Origin of the sequence: Adlercreutzia caecimuris B7 (assembly GCF_000403355.2) — a bacterium.
GTDB lineage: Bacteria > Actinomycetota > Coriobacteriia > Coriobacteriales > Eggerthellaceae > Adlercreutzia > Adlercreutzia caecimuris.
On sequence record NZ_KE159646.1, the window covers coordinates 107,532 to 122,705 of the forward strand.

The 15,174-nt window shown below is 60.9% G+C and carries 17 protein-coding genes; 10 read left to right on the forward strand and 7 right to left on the reverse strand.

Annotated elements, in window-relative coordinates:
* Window position 1 precedes the first annotated feature (1 nt).
* Together C811_RS0102595 and dxs are read left to right on the forward strand one after the other, a co-directional pair.
* Window positions 2-343: an exodeoxyribonuclease VII small subunit gene (locus tag C811_RS0102595; protein ID WP_016308338.1), complete on the forward strand. Its 342-nt coding sequence runs from the start codon at window positions 2-4 to the stop codon at window positions 341-343.
* A 10-nt stretch (window positions 344-353) separates the two neighbouring features.
* Window positions 354-2,240, forward strand: a complete 1,887-nt coding sequence (gene dxs / locus C811_RS04740; protein ID WP_016308339.1) for a 1-deoxy-D-xylulose-5-phosphate synthase — start codon at window positions 354-356, stop codon at window positions 2,238-2,240.
* Between the two features lie 262 nt (window positions 2,241-2,502).
* Here the strand turns inward: dxs and C811_RS16395 are convergent, their stop codons facing one another.
* The 3 genes from C811_RS16395 to C811_RS16140 form a co-directional block, all read right to left on the reverse strand.
* Window positions 2,503-2,700, reverse strand: a complete 198-nt coding sequence (locus tag C811_RS16395; RefSeq protein ID WP_016308340.1) for a hypothetical protein — start codon at window positions 2,698-2,700, stop codon at window positions 2,503-2,505.
* Between the two features lie 172 nt (window positions 2,701-2,872).
* Window positions 2,873-5,113: a BspA family leucine-rich repeat surface protein gene (locus C811_RS15605; RefSeq protein WP_016308341.1), complete on the reverse strand. Its 2,241-nt coding sequence runs from the start codon at window positions 5,111-5,113 to the stop codon at window positions 2,873-2,875.
* A gap of 15 nt (window positions 5,114-5,128) precedes the next feature.
* Window positions 5,129-5,668, reverse strand: a complete 540-nt coding sequence (locus tag C811_RS16140) for a leucine-rich repeat domain-containing protein (protein ID WP_084811409.1) — start codon at window positions 5,666-5,668, stop codon at window positions 5,129-5,131.
* Window positions 5,669-6,051: 383 nt separating this feature from the next.
* On the opposite strand from C811_RS16140, the gene C811_RS04750 reads away from it, so the two are divergent.
* Both C811_RS04750 and C811_RS04755 read left to right on the forward strand, forming a co-directional pair.
* Complete coding sequence (locus C811_RS04750) at window positions 6,052-6,342, forward strand: hypothetical protein (RefSeq protein ID WP_016308342.1); 291 nt, start codon at window positions 6,052-6,054, stop codon at window positions 6,340-6,342.
* Window positions 6,335-6,778 (forward strand): PIN domain-containing protein, encoded by a 444-nt coding sequence (locus tag C811_RS04755; RefSeq protein WP_016308343.1) that lies wholly within the window; start codon window positions 6,335-6,337, stop codon window positions 6,776-6,778. Before C811_RS04750 ends, C811_RS04755 begins: the two co-directional genes overlap by 8 nt.
* A 116-nt stretch (window positions 6,779-6,894) precedes the next feature.
* On the opposite strand, the gene C811_RS04760 is transcribed toward C811_RS04755, so the two are convergent.
* On the reverse strand, window positions 6,895-7,560 hold the full coding sequence (locus C811_RS04760; RefSeq protein WP_016308344.1) for a GNAT family N-acetyltransferase: 666 nt from the start codon (window positions 7,558-7,560) through the stop codon (window positions 6,895-6,897).
* A 323-nt stretch (window positions 7,561-7,883) separates the two neighbouring features.
* Between C811_RS04760 and C811_RS04765 the strand changes: the two genes are divergently transcribed.
* From C811_RS04765 to C811_RS04775, 3 genes are read left to right on the forward strand one after another with little or no spacing between them, the layout of a single operon-like run.
* Window positions 7,884-9,209 carry an ammonium transporter gene (locus C811_RS04765; protein ID WP_016308345.1) on the forward strand — a complete coding sequence of 442 codons (1,326 nt, stop codon included), beginning with the start codon at window positions 7,884-7,886 and terminating at the stop codon, window positions 9,207-9,209.
* A gap of 42 nt (window positions 9,210-9,251) precedes the next feature.
* Window positions 9,252-9,590 carry a P-II family nitrogen regulator gene (locus C811_RS04770; protein WP_016308346.1) on the forward strand — a complete coding sequence of 113 codons (339 nt, stop codon included), beginning with the start codon at window positions 9,252-9,254 and terminating at the stop codon, window positions 9,588-9,590.
* A 5-nt stretch (window positions 9,591-9,595) separates the two neighbouring features.
* Window positions 9,596-9,889 (forward strand): TIGR03905 family TSCPD domain-containing protein, encoded by a 294-nt coding sequence (locus C811_RS04775; protein ID WP_474113234.1) that lies wholly within the window; start codon window positions 9,596-9,598, stop codon window positions 9,887-9,889.
* Between the two features lie 133 nt (window positions 9,890-10,022).
* On the opposite strand, the gene C811_RS04780 is transcribed toward C811_RS04775, so the two are convergent.
* From C811_RS04780 to C811_RS04785, 3 genes are all read right to left on the reverse strand, one after another.
* Window positions 10,023-11,069, reverse strand: coding sequence for an inorganic phosphate transporter (locus tag C811_RS04780; RefSeq protein WP_016308348.1), 1,047 nt, complete (start codon window positions 11,067-11,069; stop codon window positions 10,023-10,025).
* 327 nt (window positions 11,070-11,396) lie between these two features.
* Window positions 11,397-11,843 (reverse strand): FliH/SctL family protein, encoded by a 447-nt coding sequence (locus C811_RS15610; protein WP_051127414.1) that lies wholly within the window; start codon window positions 11,841-11,843, stop codon window positions 11,397-11,399.
* Window positions 11,844-11,919: 76 nt separating this feature from the next.
* The gene (locus tag C811_RS04785; protein ID WP_016308350.1) at window positions 11,920-12,693 is read right to left on the reverse strand and encodes an IS110 family transposase; all 774 of its coding nucleotides are present in this window, start codon (window positions 12,691-12,693) and stop codon (window positions 11,920-11,922) included.
* A gap of 247 nt (window positions 12,694-12,940) precedes the next feature.
* Between C811_RS04785 and C811_RS04790 the strand changes: the two genes are divergently transcribed.
* The 3 genes from C811_RS04790 (at window position 12,941) to rpsA (ending at window position 15,037) form a co-directional block, all read left to right on the forward strand.
* Complete coding sequence (locus C811_RS04790) at window positions 12,941-13,225, forward strand: type II toxin-antitoxin system RelB/DinJ family antitoxin (RefSeq protein ID WP_016308351.1); 285 nt, start codon at window positions 12,941-12,943, stop codon at window positions 13,223-13,225.
* Window positions 13,215-13,559 carry a type II toxin-antitoxin system PemK/MazF family toxin gene (locus C811_RS04795; RefSeq protein ID WP_016308352.1) on the forward strand — a complete coding sequence of 115 codons (345 nt, stop codon included), beginning with the start codon at window positions 13,215-13,217 and terminating at the stop codon, window positions 13,557-13,559. Before C811_RS04790 ends, C811_RS04795 begins: the two co-directional genes overlap by 11 nt.
* 257 nt (window positions 13,560-13,816) lie before the next feature.
* Entirely contained in the window at window positions 13,817-15,037 is a 1,221-nt protein-coding gene (gene rpsA, locus C811_RS04800; RefSeq protein WP_016308353.1) for a 30S ribosomal protein S1, read from the forward strand.
* Window positions 15,038-15,174 lie beyond the last annotated feature (137 nt).

Below are 15,174 nucleotides of genomic sequence, written 5' to 3' on the forward strand. Positions count from 1 at the left end.
CATGGCCGATGTGGAGGGCCGCACCTTCGAGGGCGTGCACGAGCGCCTCTCCCAGATCGTGGACGAGGTGTCTGCTGAGGACATCTCGCTCGACGACGCGCTCAAGCTGTACGAGGAGGCCGTGAAGCTGGGCCTTTCCGCTTGCGATCTGTCCGAGCAGGACATCGAGGCGCACCTGGCCGTCGCCGAGGGTGCCTCGGGCGCGGATGCGCCGGCTGCCGCGGGCGATGGCGCTTCCGCCGCCGAAGATGCTGCTGCCGACGTTGCAGCCTCGGCCGCCGCTACGGCTGAGGCTACCGTTTCCGATGCGCAGCCCTCTGCGCCGACCGGCGAGCTTTCGTAAGGATATTCCCATGGCCGCACTGCGCATACTCGATGCTATCAGCTCTCCTGCCGACCTGAAGGTGCTCAACAACGACGAGCTGGCCATCCTTGCCCGTGAGATTCGCCAGGAGATCGTCGCCACCACCTCGGTGACCGGGGGACACGTGGCATCCTCGCTCGGCGCGGTGGACATTATCGTGGCCCTGGAGAGCCTGCTCGACATGCCGCGCGACCGCGTGGTGTTCGACGTGGGGCATCAGGCCTACGCCCACAAGTTGCTCACCGGGCGCCGGGAGGCGTTCAAGACCCTGCGCACCTACGGGGGCATCTCCGGCTTCACCAAGCCCCATGAGAGCCCCTACGACGTGCACTACTCCGGCCATGCCTCCGACTCGCTGTCCATTGCGACGGGTCTGGCGAAGGCGCGCCAGCTGAAGGGCACCGACGAGAAGGTAGTGGCCCTCATCGGGGATGCGTCGCTGGCAGGCGGCATGGCCTTCGAGGCGCTGAACTATATGGGCAACGAGCAGCTGCCCCTGGTCGTCATCCTGAACGACAACGAGATGTCCATCTCCCGCAACGTGGGCGCGCTCATGAAGCACCTGGGCAACATCCGCGCGAACAGCCACTACCGCGAGGCCCGCGAGGGCCTGCAGGCGGCTATGGAGCAGGGAGGCCCCGCTGCTCGCGGCCTGCTTGGCTTCGGGAAGAACATGAAGGAATCGCTCAAGCAGATGGTGATTCCCCACACCATGATCTACGAGTCGCTCGGCATCGTGTGCACCCATCCCGTTGACGGTCACAACATCGCCGAGCTGCGCGACATTTTGTCCCTCGTGCTGGAAATGGACGGTCCGGCCCTCGTGCACGTGGTCACCCGCAAGGGCGAGGGCTACGAACCGGCGCGGCAGGATCCGGAGCGCTTCCACGGCACGGGCCCTTACGACATCGCTACGGGCAAGGCGGTGAAGAAGCCCGCGAAAGCCCCCAGCTATACCGAGGTGTTCGGCGCTGCCCTGGCCGATGAGGCCGCTCGCGACAAGGACGTGGTGGCCATTACGGCGGCCATGACCGGGGGCACGGGGCTGAAGGATTTTGCCGCCGAGTTCCCCGAGCGCTTCGTAGATGTGGGCATTGCCGAGGAGCAGGCCATCGGCATGGCGGCCGGGCTTGCCTCGGGAGGCAAGAAGCCCGTGGTGGCCCTGTACTCCACCTTTATGCAGCGGGCGGTGGACCAGCTTATCATCGACTGCGCCCTGCTGGATGCGAACGTGGTGTTCGCCTTCGACCGCGCGGGCTTGGTGGGCGATGACGGCCCCACGCACCACGGCGTGTTCGACATGGTGTACTCCCGCATGGTGCCCAACGTGCGCGTGCTCGCCCCCTCCGACGAGGCGGAGCTCGTGCACGCCCTGCACACGGCGCTCTCGCTGCCCGGCCCGGTGACGCTGCGCTACCCGCGCGGCGAGGCCGAGGGGGCGTGCCTGCCCGATGCGCCCGAGCTTCTGGAAGTGGGGCGGGCCCGCGTGGTGCGCGAGGGGGGCGATGCGGCCCTGCTCGCCTTCGGGCGCATGGTGGGATGTGCCCGCGCTGCCGCCGACCTCTTGGCCGCCGAGGGCATCGAGTGCCGCGTGGTGGACATGCGCTGGGTGAAGCCGCTCGACGAGGATACCATCGCTGCCGCGGCCGCCACGAGGCTTGTGGTCACCGTGGAGGAGGGCGTCGTTACCGGCGGTGCCGGCCAGGGCGTGCTCGAGGTGCTCGCCCGCCAGGGCTCGCAGGTGCCGGCTGTTACTCTGGGCATTCCCGACCATTTCGTCGGCCAGGGCCCGGTGGGTCGCCTCTTCGCCGATTTGGGCCTGGATGCCGAGGGTATCGCCGCCACGGTGCGCACGAAGCTGGCCGCTGCCCGCTAGTTCGGCGCGGGTTTTCGGAACCAACCATAATTGCTCCCGACGGTTCTTGCGGGCAATCGAGGGTTTGCCCGCAAGGCGGAAGAGAATACCTCAGTCATTCCTATCGACGCGCTGACGGATTAAGCCGCGGATCTGTCTCGTGGCTGCGTGCGAGCGGGGAGGAGTCTCAAAATTGCGACGTGTCCAATTTTGAGACTGTGGGGTGCCTGCGACACATACGCAGGCGCCCCTTCGTGTTTTCCTGGCTGTGGCGTTTGCGGCCTCAGCGCTCGTAGATGTAGTCGAAGTCGAGGAGCTTCTTGTAGGAGTTGAACATCTGGTGCGGGCCGAGGGCCACATCGCGCGGGCGCATCTCGTAGCGCTTAGGCGCTAAGGCGGGGAGCGAGGCCGCCGCGGCTGGCGGCGCCATCGGAGCTGCCGGAGCCTCGGCGACGGCAGGGGAGGGCGCTGCTGCTTCCATGCAAGCCTCTGTCGCCGATGCCGATCTAGCCGAAGAGGCCGCCCTCGCCGATTAGCGCCGGACGGCATGATCTTCCTTGTCGGAGCATGCCCGCAAAAAAGAGGGGTCCCGCGCATCTGCGGGACCCCTCTGGTGCTTCTGGCGCTGAAAGGCTATCTCAAGCGCTTGCGTCCTACTTTGCAGTTCGAACGGTTTTCGCCTTGGACCAAGACGAGTAATAGGTCTTCCCGCCCGCCTTCTTGTAGGTGCGCACTTGCACGTAGTACTTCTTACCGCCTTTGAGCTTCGCTATTTTGAGGCTGCTCTTGGCGCGCCCCTTGGCAGTTTTCGCTTTCGCGCCTTTCATCGACTTGCTCGTGCTGTAGCGAATCTGATAGCCGTCGGTTTCCCGGGCCTGCTTTTTCCAGGTGACTGTAAAGCCCTTTCTCGCCTTCTTGAGTTTGGAGAGGGAAGTGCCCTTGGGGACGATCTTGAACGTCGCGCTTTTCGAGCCCCGGTAGGCACCCTTGCCCTTAATGGTCACTTTGTAGGAGCCGACCTTTTTTCCGCCCTTGCAGGAAACTGTGTAGTCAACGTTCTTCCGCAAGGTCTTCCCGCCGAGTTTCACAGTGATCGAGGAGGGTTTCAGCGTCTTACCCGTATAGGAGCGGTCTTTAACGGTAATGCTCGCCTTTGAGAGGGAAGTCGGCGTCGTGATGGCCGGAGGCGTTGTCGGAGAAGTCGCGCCGGGCTTGGCGTCCGTCGGCTTTTGGGGGGGAGCAGGTAGGGTGGGAGATGAAGGAATGGATGGTGCAGAGGGTTCCGTAGGAGCTGTGGGCTCGTTGGGCACCTTGATGTAGGTGGCGGCGGTCCAGGCGGGGATTTCATCAACTGCAAAAGAGAGGCCGTCTGACTCCCTCTTCCATTCATTCATGTAATTTGGTAAAAGCCCAGTGAGCTTGCCTGAGGATCCAACGGTGATCCTCTCCAGTGCCATACAGTTGGAGAACATGGAGCTGGTTTCAGTGGCGTTTTTCATGTTAAAGGACGAGAGATCGAGCTCCTTGAGCGAAACGCACCCCCTAAACATTGAGCTCATGCTGAGGGCGTTTGCGGTGTCAAATGAAGAGACATCGAGTGTTTCAAGTGACCGACATCCAGACAATAGGCTGGAGAATATCTTCACACGAGAAGTGTCAAAGGTGGAGAGGTCAAGGTGCTTAAGCGAGGAACAGTTTACGAACATTCCAAGCCCTTCACTCATGTATTCAAGATGAGGCGTTTTGAAGGTTGAAAGGTCTAGCTCGCTGAGAGATGAACAGTTATTGAACATCTCGTTCATTCTCGTGACTCTGGAAGTATCGAAGGATGACAAATCGAGGAGGCGCAACGAAGAGCATCCATCAAACATTCCATCCATATTTGTGACTTCGGATGTGTTGAGCTTGCTGAGATTGATGTTGCTCAAAGACGAGCAATTCCGAAATATATAGGACATATCGGATACATTCGACGTGTTAAATGCCGATAAGTCAAGTGATGTAAGCGAGGAGCACTCAGAGAACATATTGCTCAAATTCACAACGCCTGAGGTGTCAAGATGGGAGAGATTCAGTGATTCCATCTTCCTGCAATTTGAGAACAAACTACTCAAACTGATGGCATTAGACGTGTCGAAGGAGGAGAGATCCAGATGCGTAAGAGAGCAACAGCAAGAAAACATTCCACCCATATTGGTTGCATTTGTCGTTTTGAACGAAGACAGATCGAGAAGCTTTAGTGAGCAGCAATCACCAAAGATGCCACTCATGTTGGTTACGCTGGACGTGTCAAGAGACGAGAGGTCGAGAGACTCTAGCCGCTTGCATCCGCTGAACATGAAACTCATATCGGTTACGTTCGAGGTCTCGAAAGAGGAGAGATCCAGTTCTTCTAGCGAAAAGCACCATTCAAACATTTCCTTCATATTTGTTACATTGGAAGTGTCGAACGTGGAAAGATCTAACGATTCTAGGCTATTGCAACCCATGAACATCCGGCTCATGTCCGTGGTCCTACTTGTATCAACTTTATCCAGGCCCTCGATCGAGCGCAAATTACCCCAGTAGGTGAAACGTAAGCTCTGAGAGAAAGGGATGCTGTCAGAGATCACAACTCTTTTAACCAAATCACGTGCATCGTCAGGCCAGTAGATAGCTCCATTCTGCGTGATTCCCGGTGACACCACTGCCCTCACTTCTCCGTAAAGATCCTCCTGCGGTTCTGTGCCTGCCTGAAGTACGAGTGTGCCATTTTTATAGAGAATGATGGTGTCTGCATCTGCGGCATAGGCGGCAGTGGGCTTGAGGGCAAGGGCCGCAATGACGATAAAGGCAACGACGAGCATCGTAAATAGGGAACCGCGATTGAATTGCCTAAACATGACCTTGTTCATGACGATCTCCTCTCCCTATCTCTCGGTTGTTGAAATATCGTGCTGACGGGCAAAATTGGCAGCATACGAATCAGCCGGAGCGAAAATGACCAAATGAGGACAGCTCTCGAAAGCGTTTTCGGCAATGTAATGTGCCGATGCAGGAATTCGCACCTCATTCAAATTGGGACATTTGGCAAAAGCTTGGATGTCGATAGATTCAACACCATCCTCTAAAACGACTCTTTCCAAGGTGGGAGATCCTGAGAAACTCCAGTATGAGATATTTCTTACGCTTCCCGGGATGCTCACTTTGGTAAACCGATTACCCGAAAACGCCTCTCCCTCAATAACTTGAATATTGGGTGGGAATTCGATCTCTTCCAAATTCTCGCAACATGAAAACGCTCCGTTGCCTATTACCCTAAGACTAGAAGGCAAAGTGATGGATTTGATATCTTGGCGACCTAAAAAACAGTTGCTTACAATGCAGGTAAAACCGTCGGGAATTGTGTAATTGCCATCTGGCGAATAGCCGACATGCATTACGCCTTGGCGCAGAACAACATCTTTCATGGCGACATCCTCTTCTCTCGAAGTTCTGGATGCTCTGCTATGGGAGTCTCATGAAGAAGAGCATCCACCCTGTCGCCAAACAACAAGAGTTTTCTCACGCGGAGACCAACATCTTGAAAGCAGATGCTCTTCTGCTCGAGAGTTGGCCTTCGGTGAAATGAAGACGTGAGTATAGTCGTACCGCCTGGGCGGAACTCTTGTTGTTTGGCGCATAGATTATACCGCCCCATAGGTTTTGCATTCAAGGTGGGGCTGATCGCGGTTGCCGGAGTTGGATGAGAAGACAGAATTTTCGAGTCGATGGCTTTCTTATCCTATGAATGTAAACATGTTTACATTCTCCGATAGAGGGAGTATTATGGGGTGAGTTGAAGGAGGTTGCTATGGCGACGAAGACGTTTTCGAGTCGGGCCGATGCGGAGCAGCTGGCTTTTGCCGAGGCGCTTGCGCGGCAGGAGTACGGCATGTCCTTCGGGCAGTATTGCGGGACGGTTTTGCTCGGCGCCATTCGGCAAGAGGGAAAAATGCCGGATCTCCCGGCGAAAAAGGCTGGTGCGCGAAAGAGGCAGGCCCTTGCTGTTATCAAGGGTTTCTCCAAGCGCCCCCATAATGCCGAGATCGGCAAAATGAACGATGAGGAAATTCGCGAGCTTATTGCGAGCCGCTATGAATAGGAAGCTCCTTCTCGACACGAACATTCTGCTGGATGCCGCCATGGAAGAGCGTCCGGAGTGGGCGAGCGCATCGCTTCTCATGGACGAGTTTCTCTACGAGGGCGTAACGGGTTACGTGTCGGCGCTTTCCCTGAAGGATATCTACTACATTCTGACGAAATACGCAGACGAGGTAGCAGCTCGCCAGTACATTCTCGCCCTGATGGATCTCTTTGAGGTAATTCCCGTCGATGGAGCGCTGTGCCGTATCGCCGCCTTGTCCAATGAGCCGGATTTCGAAGATGGCGTCGTGCGTGCCTGCGCCGAGGGCGTGCCGGTTAGTTTCATCATTTCCCGCGATGCGAGCGCGTTTGCCAATTCGCCGATTCGGCGCTTGTCGGCTCGGGAATACCTCGATCTCTTCTGCGATGTTGAGGAGGTCGAGCTGCCCGAATAGCGGGCATTGCGTTGAGGGCAAGAGGCCGGAAGCTACCTCGGCGACTGCGTGAAAAGAGAAAGCGAGCGGGACGCGTTCGTGTCCCGCTCGCTTGGGCGTAAGGGGATGCTACCGGGCTACTTCAGCCTCTTCTCCATGATGTAGTCGTCCATGATGAAGCCCTCGCCGATGTCGGTTTCCACGGCATCGATGATCTCGAAGCCGTGCTTCTTGTAGGCGCGGATGGCCATCTCGTTTTTCTTGTTCACGGTCAGATACATCGCGTCCAGTCCGCGCTCGCGGCACAGGCGCTCGTAGAAGCGCACGACGCTGGCAATAAGCCCGCGGCCGCGATGCTCCTTCAAGAGGTACACCTTCGAGATGAAGAAGCGGTTCGTGCCCGCTTCCACGTGGCCGCCGGTATAGCCGATGATGCGCGGCTTGGCAGCCTCGTGGGCGAAGTCCTCGGCGTCGTGGGCCAGCTCTCCATCGCGGTCAGATTCCACGGCGTCGTCGGCGCCGGCCGGCGCGGGCCTGCCCTCGTCGTGGATGTCGGCACCGTGGACGGCCTGGTCGAGCTCGCGCGGGGTGGCGTTCTCGCGGTCCATGATGAAGAAGTACTCGTAGCCGTTGTCGGCGATGTCGGCGCGGAAGGCGTTCAGGCTCTGGAACTTCTCCACCATGTAGTCGGTCTGCTCCTGGCCGATGAGGGCCGGCCAGTACTCGTTCCAGATATGATGGGCCATGTGGGCCAGCGCCTCGACCTCTTCGTCGCGCTCGATCTGACGGAATGACACGCTCATGGGGCTTTCCTTCCCGAAATGGCTTGCGTTGCAGCTCCATTGTAGGCGTTCCGGGCGCGGCAAGCCTCCGCGCGGCCAAATGTTTCCCGCCAGTAACAAGGAATGGTCGGGGGCGTTAACACTTCTTTTTGAGGGGATTAACAATCATCGATGAGTCCGCTGGTGAGCGGGATGCGTGGAACAATCGGGTTGTTCCCGATCGTCGGACTGTCTGGCGGTAGGGGATGGAGAGACATGAAACGGGTAGGCCGGTTGGTATCGGTTGCGGTGGGAAGGGTCTCTCCATCCCTTTCCACCGCAGTCCCCTAAGGAGGTTGATTGCCATGCTCGATACTGGCTCGACCGGCTTCATGCTCGTGTGCACCATGCTGGTGCTGCTCATGACACCCGGTCTCGCATTCTTCTACGGAGGGCTATCGCGGCGCAAGAACGTGGTGAATACCATGGTCATGATCTTCGCGGTGCTCGGCATCGTGGGGGTGGCATGGGTTGCGTGCGGCTGGTCGTTCGCCTACGGCGGCGACGGCGCCATCCCCGTTTTCGGTGGCTTGGACCAGCTGGGGTGCTTGAGCGCGGTGAACGACATGGTGGCCGAGGCCGCGGGCACGCCCGATGCCTTCGCGATACTTTCAGGCCAGGGGGCGCTGGCCGCTGACCCGGAGCTGGCGGCAAGCTACCCGGCCATTATCGATATCGTCTTCCAGATGGCCTTCGCGATGATCACCTGCGCCATCATCACCGGCGCGGTGGCCGGGCGCATGAAGTTCGGCGCGGTGTGCGCTTTCGTGGCAGTGTGGGTGCTTGCGGTGTACGCGCCGCTCGCCCATATGGTGTGGGGCGGAGAAGGGTCGCTCATCGGCGAGGTGATCGGCGCGCTCGACTTCGCTGGGGGTGACGTGGTGCACATCTCCTCGGGACTTACGGGCCTCGTGCTCTGCATCATGCTCGGTCGGCGCAAGGGCTTCGCCGTGCTGTCCTACCGGCCCCACAACGTGCCCTTCGTGGCCCTCGGCGCGGCGCTTCTGTGGTTCGGGTGGTTCGGCTTCAACGCGGGCAGCGAGTTCGCCGCCGACGGGGTGGCGGCCCTGGCGCTGCTGAACACCGTGACGGCCAGCGCCGCCGGGGTGCTGTCGTGGCTTATGGCCGAGCGGCTGCACGTGGGGAAGTGCACGCTCGTGGGCGCGGCCACGGGGCTTGTGGCAGGGCTGGTGGCCATAACGCCGGCGGCGGGGTTCGTGGAGCCGTGGGCGGCGCTTGTCATGGGCGCGGTGGTGAGCCCGGTGGTGTATGCGGCCATCTCCCAGGCTAAGCGCCGCATCGGCTACGACGACGCTCTCGATGCCTTTGGGTGCCACTGCGTCGGCGGCATCGTCGGCGGCGTCCTGACGGGGCTCTTCTGCGTGCCGGAGCTCTCGTGGACCGGTGCGGGCGGCCTTCTGTACACGGGCGACTGGTCGCTTCTGGGCGCCCAGGTGCTCGGCATCGTGGTGACGGTGGTGTTCGTGGTGGCGGCCGACGTGGTGCTCGGGCTCATCGTGCGGGCCTGCTTCGGCGGCAGCCTGCGCGTCTCGGCCGCCGACGAGGCAGCCGGCCTGGACGTGGCCGTCCACGGCGAGTCGGCCTACCCGGCCTATCTGGGCCTGGACTAGCGGCGCAGAGCACGGCAAGCAACAAGTAAGGAGCTGAGACCTATGAAGCGAGTGACGGCCATCGTGCGGCCCGAGAAGATGGAAGCCCTGAAGGACGCGCTGTTCGCGGCAGACGTGAGCGGCATGACCATATCCCAGGTGCACGGCTGCGGCGCCCAGCACGGCTGGAGCGAGTACGTGCGCGGCACCGAGGTGCTGCTGAACATGGTGCCGAAGGTGAAGTTCGAGATCGTCGTGGACGATGGGGAGGTGGACGGTCTCGTGGACGTTATCGTGGCGGCCGCGCGCACCGGGGAGGTGGGCGACGGCAAGATCTTCGTGGCGCCCATCGAGGAGGTCGTGCGCATTCGCACCGGCGAGCGGGGCGCAGCCGCTGTGTAGGGGGCGTGCGTGCTACAATCTCTCGCGAGAAAACGAGAGAAAGGAACCCCATGCACAGCTATACCCCCCGCGGCGTGTGCTCCCGCCAGATCGATGTGGAAGTGAACGGCGACACGGTGGAGAGCGTCCAGTTCACCGGCGGCTGCGACGGCAACCTGAAGGCCATCTCGAAGCTGGTGACCGGCATGAAGGTGGATGACGTGGCCGCGCTTCTGGAGGGCAATACCTGCGGGCGGCGCTCCACCTCCTGCGCCGACCAGATGGTGCGCGCTCTGCGCGAGGCCCAGGCCGCCCAGTAACGCAGCCTCAAGGACAGCGCAGGCGCAAAGCGCCCGGCATCGACGACAACAGGGCCCGGGATGCGTTCCGGGCCCTGTTGGTGCACATAGACGGAAGCGCTATGAAGCGGCATTCCGCTTAGAAGGCGGTTGCCTAGAGCATCATGAACAGCTTGGCGAGGGCCCAGCCGATAAAGCCGCAGCAGGGGAAGGTGAGCACCCAGGCCCATACCATGCGCCGGGCCACGCCCCAGTTCACACGGCGGAAGCTGCGGGAAGCGCCCACGCCCATGATGGAAGCGGTGGAGCAGTGCGAGGTGGACACGGGCATGCCGGTCATAGAGGCTACGAACAGGGTGATGACCGTGGACACCGAGGCCGCCACGCCCTGGTACTTCTCGAGCGAGACCATGTCCATGGCCACTGACTTGATGATGCGCTTGCCGCCGAGCAGGGTGCCGAGCGACATGGCCAGCGAGCAGATGACCATGAGCCACAGGGGGAAGTCGGCGGCGCCGCTCGTCTCCATGCCGAAGGCGAGCGCTATGCCCAATAGGCCGATGGACATGAACTTCTGGCCGTCCTGGGCGCCGTGGAGAAACGACAGCGCGCAGGCGCAGATATCCTGCAGCACCACGCACACCCTATTGCCGCGCTTGCGGTCGGCGCAGGAGAAGAAGAACTCGATGATCTTGGTAGTTGCCATGCCGAGGATGAAGCCTCCCACGAGCGAGAACGCCATGCCGTAGATGACGAGCATCCACTCGGAGAGCACCACGCCGGCCAGACCGTTCAAGGCGATGGCACCGCCCGTGACGCCGGCGATGAGCGAATGGGACTTGCTGGCGGGGATGCCCCAGAACCAGCAGAACACGCCCCAGCCGATGGAGCCTATCATGGCGGCGATGAGCGCGAGGAGCGCCTGGTGGGTGTTGCCTGAGAAGTCCACCATGTTGAACATGGTGTGGGCCACGGCCGTGGAGATGTAGGTCATGCCCACGAGTCCCATGAAGTTGAAGACGGCCGCCAAGATGAGGGCCGCGGTGGAGGAAAGGCAGCGGGTGGACACCGCCGAGGCGATGGCGTTGGGGGCGTCGGTTGCCCCCGAGATGATCGTCACTCCGATGACAAGCGCCAGAATGCCGAGCAGGACGGGGTGATCGCCTGCCTGCGCAAGAAACATCGAAAGCGTCAATTCCATGCAGAGCCTTATCTCGATGAAACCGATCTGAAGAAACGCACAGCTTCTTATTCTAACGCAAGAGCTGAGCGGGAAGGTCGAGGAAGGACGGTCCGAGAAAACGGCTTGGAAACGAGGGCTCCCCGACCGCTGATAGGAGGAGGCGGTCGGGGAGCAGAAGGGGAAGGAGGGGTCGGATGGGTCTAGTAGAACACGAACATGGACAGATCCGAGGCGTAGAAGGCCATGCGTGCTCATGTTCCCGAAGCACCCGCTCCTTCTGGGTCGATGCGGGGGTGAAGCCGGCCGTACTGGCCCACCCCGCATCTCCCGCGCGGCGTGCTGCAGCTACTCGATGCCGAATTCCTCGATCATCTGCTCGCGGTATTGCGCGTCAGTTGCCGCGCGACGGGCATCCTCGAGACGTCCGGCGTCTATAAGCTGGACCACGAGCGCTCCGAGCTTGTCGGCTCCCTCGATTCGACCCGCGGCTCGACCCTCGGCCCGTCCCTCGGCGAGACCCTTTGCCAGGCCCTCTTCGCGGGCTTCCTCCATCATAAAGCGGGCTTGCGCGCGCATATCCTCTTCAATGGTCAACATGGTGAGGGCTTCCTCTCTCCAGGCGGCATCTTCGTTCGCCGCCTCCACGGCGGCTGCAAGGTCGGCCGCGAGCTTATCGTCGCCGACCTCCTCGGTGGCAACATATCGAAGTAAACCACGAAGACCCCCTTCTGGCAACGCTCGCCAGGCGGATGCGTTCAGCACGACCCATGAGAAGCCGTGCCCGAGGCCCACGCCGCCATCCTCCGCGCATGCCATGTCAAAAGTGTAGACGGGGCAGCCGGCGCCGAACTCGAAGCTCCTATGTATGTCAACTCGCTTCTTTCGCCTGAGACTTCAGCCAGGTATCGTACTTTTCCAAGAACTGAACGTTCATTAGCCGTCCCGTTTCCGCATAGCTCACCTTCTGGAAGCCGACGTTGAGGGCGTTGCCAGCCTCGACCAGAGTGATGCCCAAAGCCCGCCTGGCGGGGCGCAGGTCCTTCCATGAAGGACCCTTGACCTCGAACGGATGGCGCAGGGCCCTGAACACCTCGCGCGCAATGTAGCGCTTGAGGCACCTTATGGTCTCCTTCTTGGACTTTCCGTCGCCCTTGCGCTTCTCGACGTAGTCCTTGGTTCTCTGGTCGTACGACATCCTGGTCACCGCGATCTGGTAAAGCGCCCTGCTGGCCTTCCTGTCGCCTCCTCTGTTCAGGCGGTGGCGCTCCGTTTTTCCGGAGCTCGCCAGAAGCGGGGCGGCGCCGCATAAGGAGGCGAACTCGGCCTCGCTGTTCAGCCTTTCCGGGTTTCCCCCGCCCGCGACGGCGAGAGCCGCGGCGGAAACGGTGCCGCATCCGAAGATCGCAAGCAGCGCAGGGGCGTTCGCTTCCAGGATCTCCTTCATCTTGCCCTCTACGGCATCTGCCTCTCGATCCTGGAGATCCCAAGCCCTCCCCAAGGACCCCAGGGCCAGAACAACGCCGTCGGCGCCGGGGTCAAGCGCCGGGAGAGCGCTCCTCAGGTCCTTTCTGGAGAGCTTCGCCAGGGACCTTCTCAGATCCTCGGGCGCTGTTACGATCAGGGATTTCGCCGCGTTTATCATCGCCGATGGTACTCGCCGACAGCGCGATTCCCATTATCAGTGTTCTTCTAGCCCGCCGTCCGGTTTCCTGCGGCGGGGGCAACCTTACCAGGTGGAGCCGCCCCGCCCTCGTCCGGCTGCCAGCCCCTTTCGCCCCGGCGCGCCCTCTCGCGCCGGGGCGCTTCTGTGTCTTGGTCAGTAAACGGCATCGCTTGAAAAGCATGCCCAAAGCGGGTACACTTCGGGTAATAAAGGAAAGGAGCCTGATATGGCGACTGCAACGGCTGCCCCCGCGCGCAGGGCTGAAATCAAAACGCGGACAACGGCTGAAGTGAAGGCCGAAGCGACGAGCGTCTATTCTCATTGGGGCCTCTCCCTGTCCGATGCCATCAACATGTTCCTCATCAAATCCATCGAAGTAGGCGGCCTGCCCTTCAACCTTCGTGCCGAGGTCCCGTCCTATCGCGCACTGGCCGCAAAGGCCTATCAGGCAGAATTGAATGAGGACGGCGTAGTCGTTCTTCCCGCAGATTGGGCCGACGATGACGAGTGAGGACGGTCCCGGGCCGTGGGAAATATGGCATGCGCGGTTTGATTTCTCCGATGGAAAAGGCTACAAGTATCGTCCGGTTGTCGTGGTGGGACGGGAGGAGGACGGCTCTCTGGTCATGATGGTGACTTCGGCAACGAACAAGCTGCAGCTGCCCCACGATTATCCCATTCGTCATTGGGAGAAGGTCGGCCTGCAAAAGCCCTCGATCGCGCGTGCGGATAGAATTGCGCGGATTCCCACCGACTACCTAGGGACAGCGGGCTATATCGGACGCTTGGACGAAGAGGACAGGGCGGCGCTCGTCGTCGTTCTGAGGGAAATAGCAGAGGGGTAGGCCTCCCCGCGCCGGGGCGCTTCTGTGGACGTTTGGTTGAGGATGGAAAAATAGCGTCCTTGCGGCAAAATCCACAAAACGGGTCGGTCCATCGGTGCTATACTGGGCGAGCTTGCCCAAACGGGCAAGTGAAAGTATCTGTTGGCCCCCGAGACATGTTTGTTGCACCGCGATCCCTTGCTTCTGCAAGCGAACATGGGTAAGTATCAACCATCATGACGAAGGGTCCCCGATTTAGTTTTTGAAAGGGGTCCGTTTTGACCGAAATCAAGAACACGTCTGTGATCGACTTCTCCGACATCTCCGACGAGCAGATGAACGAGATGATCGACGGCACGCTGACCGAGTTCGACGAGGGCGATCTGGTCGACGGCACGGTCGTCAAGCTCGAGCACGACGAGGTGCTGGTGGACATCGGCTTCAAGAGCGAGGGCGTCATTCCCTCCCGCGAGTTGTCCATCCGCAAGGACGCCGATCCGTCCGACATCGTGAGCCTGGGCGACAAGATCGAGGCCCTCGTTCTCCAGAAGGAGGACAAGGACGGCCGTCTCATCCTCTCCAAGAAGCGCGCCGAGTACGAGCGTGCCTGGATTTCCGTCGAGGAGAAGTTCAAGGCTGGCGAAGTGGTCACCGGCGAGGTCATCGAGGTGGTCAAGGGCGGCCTTATCCTGGACATCGGCCTGCGCGGCTTCCTGCCGGCCTCTCTCGTGGACCTGCGCCGCGTGAAGGACCTGGACATGTACCTGGGCACCGAGATCGAGGCCCGCGTCATCGAGATGGACCGCAACCGCAACAACGTTGTGCTGTCCCGCCGCGTGCTGCTGGAGGAGGGCCGCAAGAACGAGCGCGCCGAGATCCTCTCCAAGCTCTCCAAGGGCATGCGCCTCAAGGGCAACGTGTCCTCCATCGTGGACTTCGGTGCCTTCGTGGACCTGGGCGGCATCGACGGCCTGGTGCACATCTCCGAGCTGTCCTGGAACCACGTCAACCATCCCTCCGAGGTCGTCAAGGTGGGCGACGAGGTGGAGGTCGAGGTGCTCGACGTCGATCTGCAGCGTGAGCGCATCTCGCTCGGCCTCAAGCAGACCACGCCCGACCCGTGGATCAAGCTCGTGGAGAACTACCCGGTGGGCACCATCGTCGACGGCAAGGTCACCAAGATCGTGCCCTTCGGCGCCTTCGTCGAGCTGGGCGACTCCATCGAGGGCCTGGTGCACATCTCCGAGATGGCCGGCCGCCACATCGACACCCCGGCGCAGGTCGTGCACGCGGGCGACGATGTGAAGGTGAAGGTCATGGAGATCAACCCGGATCGCCGCCGCATCTCCCTGTCCATGAAGGCCGCCGCTGAGGAACTCGGCTTCGAGATCGACGTGGACGAGTCGGTGCAGGCCGAGGAGAAGCCGGCCCGCCGCAAGAAGGCCGACGAGGCTCCTGCCGAGGCCGAGGTCGTCGAGGTGGAGACCACCGAGGAGTAAGCAACCTCGGATGCCCATAGCCGCTGTATTCGACTAGCGACTTTCAGAAGGCCGCCCTTCGGGGCGGTCTTCTCGTGTATTATGAGAGTGATGAAATGTTTGCGCAGGATCGCGCGAAGGGGCGCGGTTTCGGAGGA

What these genes read in the sequence shown, in the direction of transcription:
- C811_RS0102595 (WP_016308338.1), top strand. Translation starts at nt 2, where the DNA reads ATGGCCGATGTGGAGGGCCGCACCTTCGAGGGCGTGCACGAGCGCCTC.
- dxs (WP_016308339.1), top strand. Translation starts at nt 354, where the DNA reads ATGGCCGCACTGCGCATACTCGATGCTATCAGCTCTCCTGCCGACCTG.
- C811_RS16395 (WP_016308340.1), bottom strand. Translation starts at nt 2,700, where the DNA reads ATGGAAGCAGCAGCGCCCTCCCCTGCCGTCGCCGAGGCTCCGGCAGCT.
- C811_RS15605 (WP_016308341.1), bottom strand. Translation starts at nt 5,113, where the DNA reads ATGAACAAGGTCATGTTTAGGCAATTCAATCGCGGTTCCCTATTTACG.
- C811_RS16140 (WP_084811409.1), bottom strand. Translation starts at nt 5,668, where the DNA reads ATGAAAGATGTTGTTCTGCGCCAAGGCGTAATGCATGTCGGCTATTCG.
- C811_RS04750 (WP_016308342.1), top strand. Translation starts at nt 6,052, where the DNA reads ATGGCGACGAAGACGTTTTCGAGTCGGGCCGATGCGGAGCAGCTGGCT.
- C811_RS04755 (WP_016308343.1), top strand. Translation starts at nt 6,335, where the DNA reads ATGAATAGGAAGCTCCTTCTCGACACGAACATTCTGCTGGATGCCGCC.
- C811_RS04760 (WP_016308344.1), bottom strand. Translation starts at nt 7,560, where the DNA reads ATGAGCGTGTCATTCCGTCAGATCGAGCGCGACGAAGAGGTCGAGGCG.
- C811_RS04765 (WP_016308345.1), top strand. Translation starts at nt 7,884, where the DNA reads ATGCTCGATACTGGCTCGACCGGCTTCATGCTCGTGTGCACCATGCTG.
- C811_RS04770 (WP_016308346.1), top strand. Translation starts at nt 9,252, where the DNA reads ATGAAGCGAGTGACGGCCATCGTGCGGCCCGAGAAGATGGAAGCCCTG.
- C811_RS04780 (WP_016308348.1), bottom strand. Translation starts at nt 11,069, where the DNA reads ATGGAATTGACGCTTTCGATGTTTCTTGCGCAGGCAGGCGATCACCCC.
- C811_RS04785 (WP_016308350.1), bottom strand. Translation starts at nt 12,693, where the DNA reads ATGATAAACGCGGCGAAATCCCTGATCGTAACAGCGCCCGAGGATCTG.
- C811_RS04790 (WP_016308351.1), top strand. Translation starts at nt 12,941, where the DNA reads ATGGCGACTGCAACGGCTGCCCCCGCGCGCAGGGCTGAAATCAAAACG.
- C811_RS04795 (WP_016308352.1), top strand. Translation starts at nt 13,215, where the DNA reads ATGACGAGTGAGGACGGTCCCGGGCCGTGGGAAATATGGCATGCGCGG.